12 protein-coding genes are annotated in these 13511 nt (G+C 67.4%); 4 read left to right on the top strand and 8 right to left on the bottom strand.

Translation table 11 applies throughout. From position 1 onward, the window contains the following. Positions 1-11 precede the first annotated feature (11 nt). Positions 12-1316 (bottom strand): CitMHS family transporter, encoded by a 1305-nt coding sequence (locus tag FFS62_RS15930; protein WP_137973812.1) that lies wholly within the window; start codon positions 1314-1316, stop codon positions 12-14. Between the two features lie 195 nt (positions 1317-1511). Between FFS62_RS15930 and FFS62_RS15925 the strand changes: the two genes are divergently transcribed. Next, entirely contained in the window at positions 1512-1913 is a 402-nt protein-coding gene (locus FFS62_RS15925) for a GFA family protein (RefSeq protein WP_137973811.1), read from the top strand. Between the two features lie 9 nt (positions 1914-1922). On the opposite strand, the gene FFS62_RS15920 is transcribed toward FFS62_RS15925, so the two are convergent. The 6 genes from FFS62_RS15920 to FFS62_RS15895 all read right to left on the bottom strand — a co-directional run bounded on the left by FFS62_RS15920 (position 1923) and on the right by FFS62_RS15895 (position 8212). Further along, complete coding sequence (locus FFS62_RS15920) at positions 1923-3884, bottom strand: DUF4105 domain-containing protein (RefSeq protein WP_137974016.1); 1962 nt, start codon at positions 3882-3884, stop codon at positions 1923-1925. Further along, positions 3884-4204, bottom strand: a complete 321-nt coding sequence (locus FFS62_RS15915; RefSeq protein WP_137973810.1) for a DUF2388 domain-containing protein — start codon at positions 4202-4204, stop codon at positions 3884-3886. Before FFS62_RS15915 ends, FFS62_RS15920 begins: the two co-directional genes overlap by 1 nt. A 169-nt stretch (positions 4205-4373) precedes the next feature. After that, positions 4374-5822 carry an NAD(P)(+) transhydrogenase (Re/Si-specific) subunit beta gene (locus FFS62_RS15910; protein WP_137973809.1) on the bottom strand — a complete coding sequence of 483 codons (1449 nt, stop codon included), beginning with the start codon at positions 5820-5822 and terminating at the stop codon, positions 4374-4376. Further along, entirely contained in the window at positions 5822-6136 is a 315-nt protein-coding gene (locus FFS62_RS15905) for an NAD(P) transhydrogenase subunit alpha (RefSeq protein ID WP_137973808.1), read from the bottom strand. Before FFS62_RS15905 ends, FFS62_RS15910 begins: the two co-directional genes overlap by 1 nt. Positions 6137-6147: 11 nt before the next feature. Next, positions 6148-7269 (bottom strand): Re/Si-specific NAD(P)(+) transhydrogenase subunit alpha, encoded by a 1122-nt coding sequence (locus FFS62_RS15900; RefSeq protein WP_137973807.1) that lies wholly within the window; start codon positions 7267-7269, stop codon positions 6148-6150. A 418-nt stretch (positions 7270-7687) separates the two neighbouring features. Further along, positions 7688-8212 (bottom strand): DUF962 domain-containing protein, encoded by a 525-nt coding sequence (locus FFS62_RS15895; protein ID WP_137973806.1) that lies wholly within the window; start codon positions 8210-8212, stop codon positions 7688-7690. A gap of 79 nt (positions 8213-8291) precedes the next feature. Here FFS62_RS15895 and FFS62_RS15890 point away from each other — a divergent pair, with 79 nt between their 5' ends. Together FFS62_RS15890 and FFS62_RS15885 are read left to right on the top strand one after the other, a co-directional pair. Next, positions 8292-8984: a Crp/Fnr family transcriptional regulator gene (locus tag FFS62_RS15890; protein WP_137973805.1), complete on the top strand. Its 693-nt coding sequence runs from the start codon at positions 8292-8294 to the stop codon at positions 8982-8984. Between the two features lie 65 nt (positions 8985-9049). Beyond that, on the top strand, positions 9050-11920 hold the full coding sequence (locus FFS62_RS15885; RefSeq protein WP_137973804.1) for an EAL domain-containing protein: 2871 nt from the start codon (positions 9050-9052) through the stop codon (positions 11918-11920). A gap of 138 nt (positions 11921-12058) precedes the next feature. Here the strand turns inward: FFS62_RS15885 and FFS62_RS15880 are convergent, their stop codons facing one another. Beyond that, positions 12059-12610, bottom strand: coding sequence for a TetR/AcrR family transcriptional regulator (locus FFS62_RS15880; protein ID WP_137973803.1), 552 nt, complete (start codon positions 12608-12610; stop codon positions 12059-12061). An 83-nt stretch (positions 12611-12693) separates the two neighbouring features. Between FFS62_RS15880 and FFS62_RS15875 the strand changes: the two genes are divergently transcribed. Beyond that, complete coding sequence (locus tag FFS62_RS15875) at positions 12694-13434, top strand: SDR family oxidoreductase (protein WP_137973802.1); 741 nt, start codon at positions 12694-12696, stop codon at positions 13432-13434. Positions 13435-13511 lie beyond the last annotated feature (77 nt).

Here is a 13511-nt window from a genome sequence, read left to right as displayed (position 1 = left end):
CCACCGCCGTGCTAGCCACCGAACAGCGGGAACACGCCGAGCAGCAGCGCTGCCAACATTATGGCCAGACAGATCAGCACTGCCCACTTGAGGGTGAAGCGCTGGTGATCGCCGAACTCGATCTTGGCCAGGCCCACCAGCAGGTAGGTGGAGGGTACCAGCGGGCTGAGCAGGTGCACCGGCTGGCCGACGATCGAGGCGCGGGCCATCTCCACCGGGCTGATGCCGTAGTGGCTGGCGGCCTCGGCAAGCACCGGCAGCACGCCGTAGTAGAAGGCGTCGTTGGACATGAAGAAGGTGAACGGCATGCTCACCAGGGCGGTGATCACTGCCAGGTAAGGGCCGAGGGCCTCGGGAATGATCGCCAGCAGGCTCTTCGACATGGCCTCGACCATGCCGGTGCCGCTGAGAATGCCGGTGAAGATGCCGGCGGCGAAGATCAGCCCGACCACCGCCAGCACGTTGCCGGCGTGCGCGGCGATGCGCTCCTTCTGCTGCTGCAGGCAGGGGTAGTTGATGATCATGGCGATGCTGAAGGCGATCATGAACAGCACCGGCAGTGGCAGCAGCCCGGCGATCAGGGTCGCCATCAGCGCGGCGGTCAGCGCGCCGTTGATCCACAGCAGCTTGGGTCGGCGCGCCTCCGGGTACTGCGAGACGCTGATCTCGGCGTGGTTGTCCTGGTCGTCCGGCAGGTTCAGCACGCCGAGACGCGCACGCTCGCGCTTGCCGTAGATCCAGGCGACGCCGAACAGGGCGATGCAGCCGGCGATCATGGCCGGGATCATCGGCACGAAGATGTCCGACGGGTCGACGTGCAGGGCGCTGGCGGCTCGGGCGGTGGGGCCGCCCCAGGGCGTCATGTTCATGATGCCGCCGGCGAGGATGATCAGTCCGGCCATGATCAGCGGGCTCATGCCCAGCCTGCTGTACAGCGGCAGCATGGCGGCGACGCAGATCATGTAGGTGGTGGCGCCGTCGCCGTCGAGGGAGACGATCAGGGCCAGCGCGGCGGTGCCCATCGACACCTTCAGCGGGTCGCCCTTGACCAGGCGCAGGATGGCGCGCACGGCCGGGTCGAACAGGCCGGAGTCGATCATCAGGGCGAAGTAGAGAATGGCGAACATCAGCATCACCCCGGTCGGGGCGAGCTTGCCGATGCCTTCGAGCATCATCGGGCCGATGCCGGCGGCGAAACCGCCGATCAGGGCGAAGGTGATGGGCACGATGATCAGGGCGATCAGCGCGGACAGGCGTTTGCTCATGATCAGGTACATGAAGGTCATGACCATGGCGAAGCCGAGGAAAGTCAGCATGGCTATCTCCGGGCGGGCGCACGGTGGCGTCGCGGCGAGGCCACAGGCAGGCGGTGGCGAGGCATGGCGGGCACCCATCTTGTTGTTGTCGGGCCATCGGTCCGGGGACGATGGTGGGCGGATGCTAGGCGGCGAAGCTTTCAGGCAGCTTTCGGCGTGCTAGCGTGGCGATGAAGGGACCTTGCGGAGGGTGTCATGAACGAACTGCACCACGGTGGCTGCCATTGCGGGCAGCTGCGCTACAGCATCCGCGCGCCGCTGCGCGACATCGCCCACTGCCACTGCTCGGTGTGCCGGCGCACCAGCGGCGGCATAGTGGTGACCTGGCTGACGGTGCCGCGCGACAGCTTCCAGTGGACCCGCGGCAGCCCGGCGGCCTACGCCTCGTCGGCCAGCTGCACGCGCTACTTCTGCGGGCGCTGCGGCTGCCAGCTGAGCCTGTTCACCGATCGCAGTCCGAACAGCCTAGATCTGACGGTCGCCAGCCTCGACCAGCCCGAGCTGGCGCCGGCCGATCGGCATATCTGGGTGACCAGCCGCCTGCCCTGGCTGCACCTGGACGAGCAGTTGCCCGAGGAAGATGAAGAACGCCTGTAGCCGGTTGGCCTAAGGCAGGACCAGGCCGCCGCTGGCCTTGTGCAGCGTGCGCAGGTGCTGGCCGAGCTGCTCCAGGTTGGCCTCGCCGGCCTCGATCTCGGCCAGCAGCTCGGGCTCCAGCAGGAGGCGGACTTCGCGGTCGAGGTCGTCACTGAGCTGGCGCAGCTTGAGCTGGCGCGCGCTGCTGGCGGCTTCCAGCTGCTGCCATTCACCGGGCTGCGGCAGGCCGTAGCCGGCATCCAGCAGCTCGGCCGGGCGGCTGAGGAAGCCGCTGTTGTCGAGGATCTGTCGCAGGGTGGCATCGGCGTCGGCGAAGCGGCGCTCGCCGGGGTTGTCGCGGGCGCCCAGGTAGCGCTGCTTGAGCTGTTCCTGGGCCAGCAGCAACTGGCGACGCAGGGCGGCCTGCTCCAGCAGCAATAGTGCGGCGCTGGCACGCAGGTCGGCCCTGGCGATCCAGTCACGGCGCCGCACGGGCGGCAGCGCCAGCCAGTCCTCCACCTCCTGCTGCGGCACCGCCAGGCGCTCGCGCAGGATCACGAACATGGCCTGGTAGCGGTCGCGGAACGAGTCGAAGCGATAGCCCAGGCGCAGCGCCTCGCGCGGGTCGGCCAGCACGCTGCGGTCGGCCAGGCCGCGCGCCTCGAGGATGTCCAGCAGGCCGTTGGGCATGATGCTGTCCAGCCCCTGCAGTTCGTTGCGCCCGGTGCCGCCGCGCAGCAGCTTGAGGGTCTCCACCGCGCAGTTGTTGGAGAGGAACCAGTAGTCGCCGTCGTAGCTCCAGTGCTGTTCGGCGGCGCGCGCCACCAGCTGCTCGGTCTCCTCGCGCGACAGGCGCAGGGGGATCGAGGACAGCCCGCGCAGTTCGACCTTGGTGTATTCCTCGATCACCTGGGCCAGCGGCAGGATGAACAGGCGCGAGGGGTAGGCGCCGGTCAGGCCGTCCCAGCTGGACAGCTGCACGTCGCCGACGAAGGCGCGGTAGGACAGCACCAGGTGCTGGTCGAGGTCCAGCCGGCAGGCCGGGCCGCGCGGACGGCCAGGGGCGCACACTACCAAGCGCAGCATGCTGTGGCCCCAGCGGCTGGCCCACTGCTGGTTGGGTTCGGCGAGCAGGTAGTCGACCTCGTAGACCCGCTGCGGATCGAGCCGGCCCAGGGGCTGGCGGGCGAAGTCGCGGCCGGCATTGAGGTAGGCATAGTCGGCGGCGCATTCGGCCTGTTGTGCCGGCTGCCAGGCGAAGTGCTGGCGCAGATAGCGCTGCAGGGTGGGGCGGCGGCAGGCGTAGGTGGGGTCGAGCAGGAAGTACTCCATGTTTACCGCGACGAACTCGCGCGGATTGCTCAGCTCGTAGGGATCGGGGCTGCGCGCCACCTGGCCGTTGTCCTGCTCGCGGGTGCCGCGCTTGCCGACCTGCTGCTGCCAGCCCGCCAGGTCGAGCAGTTGCGGGTCGTCGCTGAGGCTGAAGCGTCGCGCATCCTGCCCACGGCATTCCGCGCGCTGGCCGACCAGGCCGTTGACCTGCGAGTCCAGGCGGCAGCGTGCCTGCAACCTGCGTTCGCCCTCCGGCCAGAGCCGGGCGCGGTCGTACAGGTGGGTCAGTTCGTGCAGCACGGTGGCCAGCAGCTCGCGCCGCAGGCTGCCGTGGGCACGTCCGCTGCTGGCGTCGGCCAGCGTAGGGTCGAGCAGGCGTGGCAACAGTCGGGCGTTGAGGCTGAGGGCGTCGAGGCGGGTGATACGGCCGTAGACGTCGAACGGCAGATCAGTGGACCACTGCACTCGCACGTTGCGGTCCAGTCGCTGGACAAAGCTCGGCGGTAGCGCCGCCACGGCCTGGTCCAGCAGGGCCTCGCTGGCCTGGATCTCGGTGGTGGACAGGTCCTCCCGGTCCAGGTCCAGGCGCAGCTCGGCCTGAAGGCCGGCGCTGGCGCCGGCGAGCAGCAGCGCGACCAGCCAGCACGCGGCGCGGGGAATCACAGGGCGAGAATGGCTTCGGCGAGCACCTGGTCATCGGCCTGGCGAGCTTCCGGCAGACGCTCGCGCAGGGTGGTGAAGGCCGCCTCCAGCTGCGCGCCACGGATCTCGCCCTGGCTGGCGACGAAGCTGGCGGCGTCATCACGGGCGGCGCGAACGACCTTCATGTCACGTACCGAGGTGGTGGTGTCGGAGGTGAAGTCGAAGCTGCGGTCCAGCGCGCGGACGATAATGTTGCTGGTGGCTACCAGAGTCTGCGCCTGGGCGCTGGCACCAAGGCAGAGGGTGGTGGCGAGAAAGACAGGGAATAGGCGACGCATGGTGGCTCCAGGCAAGCGAAACGGATGGGATTGCCTATTGGACGAAAAACCGTACCGGCAGTTCAAGGGTTAATGGCCCGCCGCGCGAGGTTCTTCACGCCTTCGCAGCATAGTGGCCGCCACAAAAAACCCGGCACTAGGCCGGGTTTTTTGTAGTTTGGAAGGCGACTTACTCGACCGCCTTGACCATATCTTCGATGACTTTCTTGGCGTCGCCGAAGACCATCATGGTCTTGTCCAGGTAGAACAGTTCGTTGTCCAGGCCGGCGTAGCCGCTGGCCATCGAGCGCTTGTTGACGATCACGGTCTTGGCTTTGTAGGCCTCGAGGATCGGCATGCCGGCGATCGGCGACTTCGGATCGTTCTTCGCGGCCGGGTTGACCACGTCGTTGGCGCCCAGCACCAGCACCACGTCGGCCTGGCCGAACTCGGAGTTGATGTCTTCCATCTCGAACACCTGCTCGTAAGGCACTTCGGCCTCGGCCAGCAGGACGTTCATGTGGCCAGGCATACGGCCGGCAACCGGGTGGATCGCGTACTTCACGGTGACGCCGCGGTGGGTCAGCTTCTCGGCCAGTTCCATCAGCGCGTGCTGGGCACGGGCTACCGCCAGGCCGTAGCCCGGAACGATGATCACGGTGTCGGCGTTGGTCAGCAGGAAGGCGGCGTCGTCGGACGAGCCGGACTTCACCGGACGGGCTTCCTGGGCGCCAGCCGGGCCGCCGGCATCTGCCGCGCCGCCGAAGCCGCCGAGGATCACGTTGAAGAACGAGCGGTTCATCGCCTTGCACATGATGTACGAGAGGATGGCACCGGACGAACCGACCAGCGAGCCTGCGATGATCAGCATCGAGTTGTTCAGCGAGAAGCCGATACCGGCCGCCGCCCAGCCCGAGTAGCTGTTGAGCATCGACACCACGACCGGCATGTCGGCGCCGCCGATCGGGATGATGATCAGCACGCCGATGATGAACGACAGGGCCACCAGCACGGCGAAGGCGCGGATGTCACCGGTGAAGGTGAAGTACAGGCCCAGGCCGAGGATGGCCAGGCCGAACACCAGGTTGACCAGGTGCTGGCCCTTGAACACCACCGGGGCGCCCTGGAACAGGCGGAACTTGTACTTGCCGGACAGCTTGCCGAAGGCGATCACCGAACCGGAGAAGGTGATGGCACCGATGGCTGCGCCGAGGAACAGCTCCAGGCGGTTACCGGCCGGGATGGCGTCGCCCAGGGCGTGCACGATGCCCAGGGACTGCGGCTCCACGACGGCGGCGATGGCGATAAAGACCGCGGCCAGGCCGATCATGCTGTGCATGAAGGCGACCAGTTCCGGCATCTTGGTCATCTCGACGCGCTTGGCCATGATGGAGCCGGCGGTGCCGCCGACCAGCAGGCCGACCAGCACGAAGCCCAGGCCCTTGGCGGCGCCGCCCTCGGCCATTTCCGCGCCCAGCTTGAACACCAGGAACACGGTGGTGACCACGGCGATGGCCATGCCGACCATGCCGAAGGCGTTACCCTGGCGGGACGAGGTCGGGTGGGACAGGCCTTTCAGCGCCTGGATGAAGCAGACGGACGCCACCAGGTACAGCAGGGTGATCAGGTTCATGCTCATCAGTGCTTCTCCGCCGCCGCCTTGGGCGCCTTCTTCTTGAACATTTCCAGCATGCGGCGGGTGACCAGGAAGCCACCGAACACGTTGACCGCGGCCAGGGCCACGGCCAGGGTGCCCATGGACTTGCCGAGCACGGTCTCGGTCAGCGCGGCGGCCAGCATGGCGCCGACGATGACGATGGCGGAAATGGCGTTGGTCACGGCCATCAGCGGGGTGTGCAGGGCCGGGGTGACGTTCCACACCACGTGGTAGCCCACGTAGATGGCCAGCACGAAGATGATCAGGTTGTAGATGCTGGGGGAAATCAGTTCCATGTCTCTACTCCTTAGCCGTTCTTGCGCACGACTTCGCCGCCTTTGCACATCAGGCAGGCTGCGACGATGTCGTCTTCGAGGTTGAGCTGGAACTGGGCTTCCTTGTCGATTACCAGCTTGAGGAAGTCCAGCAGGTTGCGGGCGTACAGGGCGGAGGCATCCGCCGGCACCAGCGCGGCCAGGTTGGTGTGGCCGACGATGGTCACGCCGTGCTTGACCACGACCTGATCGGCCTCGGTCAGCGGGCAGTTGCCACCCTGAGCGGCAGCCAGGTCGATGACCACGGAGCCCGGTTTCATCTCGGCGACGGTCGCCTCATGCAGCAGAGTCGGCGCCTTGCGGCCCGGAATCAGCGCGGTGGTGATGACGATGTCGGCCTGCTTGGCGCGCTCGTGCACGGCCTTGGCCTGGCGCTCCATCCACGAAGCCGGCATCGGGCGGGCGTAACCGCCGACACCCTGGGCGCACTCGCGCTCTTCGTCGGTCTCGAACGGCACGTCGACGAACTTGGCGCCGAGCGATTCGATCTGCTCTTTAACCGCCGGGCGTACGTCGGAGGCCTCGATCACCGCACCCAGACGCTTGGCGGTGGCGATGGCCTGCAGGCCAGCCACGCCGGCGCCGAGGATCAGCACGCGGGCGGCCTTAACGGTACCGGCGGCGGTCATCAGCATCGGCATGAAGCGCGGATAGTGGTGAGCGGCCAGCAGCACGGCCTTGTAGCCGGCGATGTTGGCCTGCGACGACAGCACGTCCAGGCTCTGCGCGCGGGAGGTACGCGGGGCGGCCTCCAGGGCGAAGGCGGTGACGCCGCGGGCATTCATGCGCGCAATGGTGTCGTTGCAGAACGGGTTGAGCATGCCGACCAGCACGGCGCCGGACTTCATGTGGGCCAGTTCGGCCTCGGTCGGGGCGACCACTTTCAGCACCAGGTCGGCACCGAAGGCGGAGGCGTCGTTGCCGATGGTCGCGCCGGCGGCTTCATAGGCGCTGTCCGGAATGCTGGCGCTGATGCCGGCACCGGTCTGGACAGTCACCTGATGGCCTTGGCCAACCAGTTTCTTGACGGTTTCGGGCGTCGCGGCAACCCGCGTCTCCCCGGCGTGGGTCTCGAGAGGAACACCAATGTGCACTTCAAAATCTCCTGCGTGATCGTTCTGATGAACCGGCGCACTACGTATGGCACGCGGGTGTGTGGGATCAGCACAAAGCCGCACCGGAAGAGGGCGGGCGCGGCATTTTGCAGGCGAATGCCGAGGCCATCAAGAAATTCTGAAGCGATACTCCGTGATAACTACAAGTCATGGCGTGACTTGTAGTTCCTGCTGGGGTTCGCAAAGCGCCGTTGTTGCTGGGATGAGGGCGAATTTGCGGCAGATCACGGCGCAGAGCGGCATTCGGGGCGTGAATGGCCGTTCGTCGATTTGCCCGTGTATGGCGGAGTGCGGGAGAGGGGCGGCAGAAACGGTCGAGGAGGCGACGCCATGTAGTAGCCGGCGCAGCAGGACTACGCCTGTGCGCCGAGTATGGCGACCGACAGAGCGTGGCCGGTCAGGCGATGGCCTTGGGTTGGCGAATGCAGGTGGGGCCGGCGCGCCGCTCGACCGCCTCCTGCACCTCGGGACGCAGGCCGAGCAGGAAGCCCAGCTCGGCGACCACGAACAGCGGACCGACCACCAGTCCCATCAGGTCGTCGACGAAGGCGGGTTTGCGGCCTTCGTAATAGTGGCCGACGAACTGGATGATCCAGCCCACCACGAACAGGCCGAGGCCGCCGCTCAGCCACACCAGGGTGCTCTGTTGCGCCAGCGCGGCGCCGGCCCACAGGCACAGGCCGAGCAAGGCGCTCATCAGCAGGCCGAAGCGCAGGTCCAGGCGCAGATAGAAGATGCCGGCGGCCAACGCCGTGAGCAGGGCCGGCGACAGCCACAGGCCGGCGATGTCCCAGCCCGGGCGCGACAGCAGCACGGCGACGGCGACCACGATCATCGGAATGCCGATGAAGTGGCTGAGGATGTTGCGCCGGTCGCGGTGGTATTCCGCGTACTGGCCGAGATGATCGACGAGGGTTTTCATTGTGGGGTCTCAGCAAGGCAGGTTGATGGCATGATCACGCCAGCCCCCGGTGCACGACTGTCAGTTAGGCGACAAAGCCATGTCCGAATCCCCCACCCTCTATCGCCCCCTGCTGGAAAGCGGCCAGTGGTTTAGCCACCTGCCCGCTACCCTGCGCGACGAGCTGCTGGGCGAGGCGCGCCTGCTGCACCTGGAGCCGGGGCAGCGTCTGTTCCGCCGCGGCGATCCGCCCTGCGGCCTGTATGCCGTGCTGGAGGGGATGATGAGGGTCGGCGCGGTCAGTCGTGACGGCAAGGAGGCACTGCTGACCCTGGTCGAGCCGCCCTACTGGTTCGGCGAGATCTCCTTGTTCGATGGCCAGCCGCGCACTCATGACGCCTATGCCGAAGGGCCGGCACGCCTGCTGCAGATACCGCAGGCGGCGCTACTGGCCCTGCTCGCCCGCGAGCCCGGACACTGGCGCGACTTCGCCCTGCTGATGAGCCAGAAGCTGCGCCTGGCCTTTATCGCGCTGGAGGAGATGAGCCTGCTGCCGGCCGCCCCGCGCCTGGCCAGACGCCTGCTGATGATGGCCGAGGGCTACGGCGAGACCGGCCCGCGACGGGTGCTGCACCTGGCCCAGGAGCAGCTGGCGCTGATGCTCGGCCTGTCGCGACAGACCACCAACCAGATCCTCAAGGACCTGGAGGCACGTGGTGCCCTGCGTCTCACCTACGGCGAAATCGAGATCAGCGATCTCGGGACTTTGCGCCAGGCCGCAGGCGTGACCTGAGCCTTGGGCTAAGCTGGCAGGAGGCGTTTCGCCAGCACTTTCCCTCCCGCTCCCAGGTCGTGTCGATGTCTGTCCTCCGCCGGCTCCTGCCCCTGCTGTGCCTGCTGCTGTTCTGCGGTGCCGCGCGAGCCGAGCTGCCACTGCTCGACCTGCGCCACGCCGATATCGATACGGTGCCCGGCGTGCGCCTGCTGGAGGATGCCCCCGAGCAGCTGGCGCTGCACCAGGCCCGCGCCCGCCTGCTCAGCGATGGTCACGACCTGCAGAGCATTCCCTCGCTGGGCTGGAGCGACAGCGCCTGGTGGTTCGGCCTGCGCCTGCAGGGCCGCTCCGGCGAGCGCTACTACCTGTGGCTGGACCACACCTACCTCGACGACGTGCAGGTCTGGGTGTTCGCCGACGAGCGCCTGCAACTCTATCGCCAGCTCGGCGACCACCTGCCGTTCGCCCGCCGCGACGAGCCGCTGCGGGCCTTTCTGGTGCCGCTGCCGACCCTGGGCGTGGGCGCCCAGGAAGTCATCCTGCGGGTGCGCAGTACCTCCTCGATCAGCCTGCCGATCAAGCTGCTGCCGGCTGCCGACAAGGATCGCCTGCTGGCCACCACCTGGCTGAACAACGGCCTGATCGTCGGCGCGCTGCTGGTGATGGCGCTGTTCCACCTGCTCAAGTTCGTCGTCGCCCCGGACCGGCGCCTGGGCTACTACTGCGCGACCATCCTCAGCGTGGCCTGGTACAACGCCGCGATCAACGACCTGACCAACCTGCTGCTGTGGCGCAACTGGCCGCCGGCCATGCAGTTTGAGACCAACCTGTTCGGCGCGCTCACGCTGATCTTCAGCACCCTGTTCATCAGTTCCTCGCTGCGCCTGGATGAGGGACTGCCGCGGCGCCTGCGCGACCTGCTGATCGCGACGCTGGCCGGCGTGCTGGCGTGGGTGCTGCTGAGCCCGACGCACAGCCAGGCGGCGCAGGTGATGAACCTGATGATGCTGAGCACTGGCCTGTTCCAGCTCGGCCTGACCCTGCTCGCCCTGCATCTGCGGCGGCCCTACGCCGGCTGGTTCGCGCTGTTCTGGAGCGCCGCCATCCTGCTCATGCTGATGCTCGCCCTGAGCCGCGCCGGCCTGGTGCCGCGCAACGCCTGGGTCGACGTGCTGCATGCCTGGCTGCCGGTGGTCTGCGTGTTCCTCTTCGGCGTGCTCAATGGTCGCCAGCTGGACGACGTGCGCCAGGCCCTGCTGGCCTCGCGCGAGCAGGCCATCGTCAACCTGGAGCAGTACCGCGGCCTGTTCCGCAATGCCGCCGAGGGCATCTTCCGCTGCAACCGCCAGGGCCTGTTGCTGGAGACCAATCCCAGTTTCCTGCGCCTGCTGAAACGTGAGGAGGCCGACGCCGAGCTGCTGCAGGCCCAGCCGATCCAGGGCCTGTTGGCGCCCGGCGACTGGCAGCGCCTGTGTGGCCAGCTGAGTGCGGAGCAGCCCACCGCCAGCGGCGAGGTGCAGCTGCAGACGGCCGACGGGCGCCACCGCTGGGTGCATCTGTCGCTACACGAGCAGGCCAACCTCCATTGCATCGAAGGCATAGTCGTCGACCTCAGCGAGCGCCGCGCCCTGGAGCAGCGCCTGGCGCGCCTGGCCGCCCACGACTCGCTGACCGGCCTGGTCAACCGCCGCGAGCTGGAGCGCCTGCTGCAGGGCAGCCTGGAAGGTGGCGGACGACACTTCAGCCACCTGCTGTTCCTCGACCTCGACCAGTTCAAGCAGGTCAATGACCTCTGCGGTCACTCGGCCGGCGACCAGCTGCTGCGCCAGTTGGCCGGTCATCTGCTCGGCTGCCTGCCGAGCCAGGCCGAGCTGGCGCGTATCGGCGGCGACGAGTTCGCCGTGCTGCTGGCCGGCTACGACCGGCCGCAGGCACTGGAACAGGCCGAGCGCCTGCGCCTGGCGGTGGAGCAGTTCGTGTTCAGCTACGGCGGCCGGCCGTTCCGCCTGTGCGTCAGCATCGGTGTGCTGGAGCTGGAGTCCGGCGTGCGCGACTGGGAAGAAGCGCTGAACTGGGCGGACAACGCCAGCAGCATGGCCAAGGCCCAGGGGCGCAACCGCGTGCACCTGTTCAACCCGGCCGACGGCGCGCTGGTCGAGCACCAGCGCCAGCTGCAATGGATCACCCGCCTGCGCGAGGCCATCGAGCAGCAGCACTTCGAGCTGTTCTACCAGCCGGTGCGGCCGCTGCAGGGCGAGGAAGTGGGCGCGCACTACGAGGTGCTGCTGCGCTACCGTGACCCGGCTTCCGGCGAGTGGGTGGCGCCGGGGCAATTCTTTTCCGCCGCCGAGCGCTACGGCTTCCTCGCCCAGATCGACCGCTGGGTGCTGCGCCGCTACTGCGAGTGGCTGGCGGCCAACCCGCGCCACCAGGCGGTGCTGGCCCAGGTCAACATCAACCTCAGCGCGCCGTCTCTGCTCGATCCGGAATTCCACGCGCTGCTCGACGAGTTGCTCGACACCCACTGCCTGCCGGCCGACCGCCTGTGCATCGAGATCACCGAGATGGTCGCCCTGGCCGAACTGGGCAGCTCGGCCGGCTGGATCGAGCGCCTGCGCCGACGCGGCCTCAAGGTGGCGCTGGACGACTTCGGCAGCGGCTTCGCCTCCTACGCCTACCTGCGTCACCTGCCGCTGGACCTGCTGAAGATCGACGGCACCTTCGTCCTCGGCATCGAGCGCGACCCGATCAACCGCGCGATGGTCGGCTCCATGGTGCAGATCGCCCGCCAGCTGGGCCTGCGCACGGTGGCCGAGTTCGTCGAGAGCGAGGCGGCGCAGAACTGCCTGCGCGAGCTGGGCATCGACTACGCCCAGGGCTACTTCATCGACCGGCCGCGCCCGCTGGGCGAGCTGGCCGATGCCCTGGTCGCCGAGCAGCCGCTGGTGCGTTAGAACCTGTTTACGAGCTTCTGAATTAGAGCCAGACAAGGCAAAAGCGCCGAGGAAGCGCAGTTTACGAATTGTAAATGAGCATTCCGAGGCGGTTTTTAACGCCGTATGGCCGACAGTCAGGAGTTCGTAAGCAGGTTCTTAAGCCAGGCTGGTGTTGATCAACGCCTTGCTCGATTCGAGCACTTCTTCCTGGCGCTGCGGGCTGGCCAGCATGCGCGCGACCACCAGCGCGCCGACGCACTGGGCGAGGATCGCCCAGGCCAGCTGCGGGTCTTGCAGCTCCTCGGCCCAGGCCTGTTGCAGGCGCACCAGCCAGTGCTCGGCCAGTTCGCGCACGGCGATGTCGGCACGGGCGATCTCGGCGCCCAGGGTGGGAATGGCGCAGCCGCTGTCCGGCTGCTCTACGTGCTTCATGCTCAGGTAGATGGCCAGGCAGCGCTGCAGCTTGTCGCGACTGGCCACGCCGCTGCCGAGCAGCTCCAGGCTGTGGCTGAGCTCGCGTTCGACGATGGCGGCGAACAGCTCGTCCTTGGACGAGAAGTGGCCGTAGAAGGCGCCGCCGGTCAGGCCGATGGCCTTCATCAGGCCATCCACGCCGGTGCCGGCGAAGCCGCCGCGCTTGGCCAGCGCGCCGCTGCTGAGCAACAGCTTCTCGCGGGTCTGGGCCTTGTGTTCGGCGGAATAGCGCATGGCAGAACTCCTGCTTGACGGATGCCCGGAGCTTAGCATAACGTCCGTTTACTAAACGAGCGTTTATCAAAGAGGTGAACGATATGAGCGACAACAACAACGACAAGAAAGTGGTGCTGGTGATTGGTGCCGGCGACGCCACCGGTGGCGCCATCGCCAAGCGCTTCGCCCGCGAGGGCTACATCGCCTGCGTCACCCGGCGCAGTGCCGACAAGCTGCAGCCGCTGGTGGACAGCATCCGCGCCGAGGGCGGCGAGGCCCATGGCTTCGCCTCCGATGCACGCAAGGAGGAGGAAGTGACGGCGCTGGTCGAGCAGATCGAGAGCACGATCGGGCCGATCGAGGCGTTCGTCTTCAATATCGGCGCCAACGTGCCGTGCAGCATCCTCGACGAGACCGCACGCAAGTACTTCAAGATCTGGGAAATGGCCTGCTTCGCCGCCTTCCTCTCCGCTCAGGCGGTGGCCCGGCGCATGGTCAAGCGCGAGCGCGGCACCATCCTGTTCACCGGCGCCACCGCCGGCCTGCGCGGTGCCTCGCACTTCGCCGCCTTCGCCGGCGCCAAGCACGGCGTGCGCGCCCTGGCGCAGAGCATGGCGCGTGAACTGGGGCCGCGGAACATCCATGTGGCCCACGTGGTGGTGGACGGCGCCATCGACACCGCCTTTATCCGCGACACCTTCCCGGACATGTACGCACGCAAGGACCAGGACGGCATCCTCGACCCCGAGCATATCGCCGACAACTACTGGTTCCTGCACAGCCAGCCGCGCGATGCCTGGACCTTCGAACTCGATCTGCGCCCCTGGATGGAAAAATGGTAACGACTGGCTGCGCGACGGTGAGGCGTTGTTGGCGGGCCGGTAAAAGATGCTCATTGGCTACAGCCAACTCCGCTCTT

This window comes from Pseudomonas sp. F(2018), assembly GCF_005508865.1.
Lineage (GTDB): Bacteria > Pseudomonadota > Gammaproteobacteria > Pseudomonadales > Pseudomonadaceae > Aquipseudomonas.
This window is presented reverse-complemented; position numbering and strand designations above follow the sequence as displayed.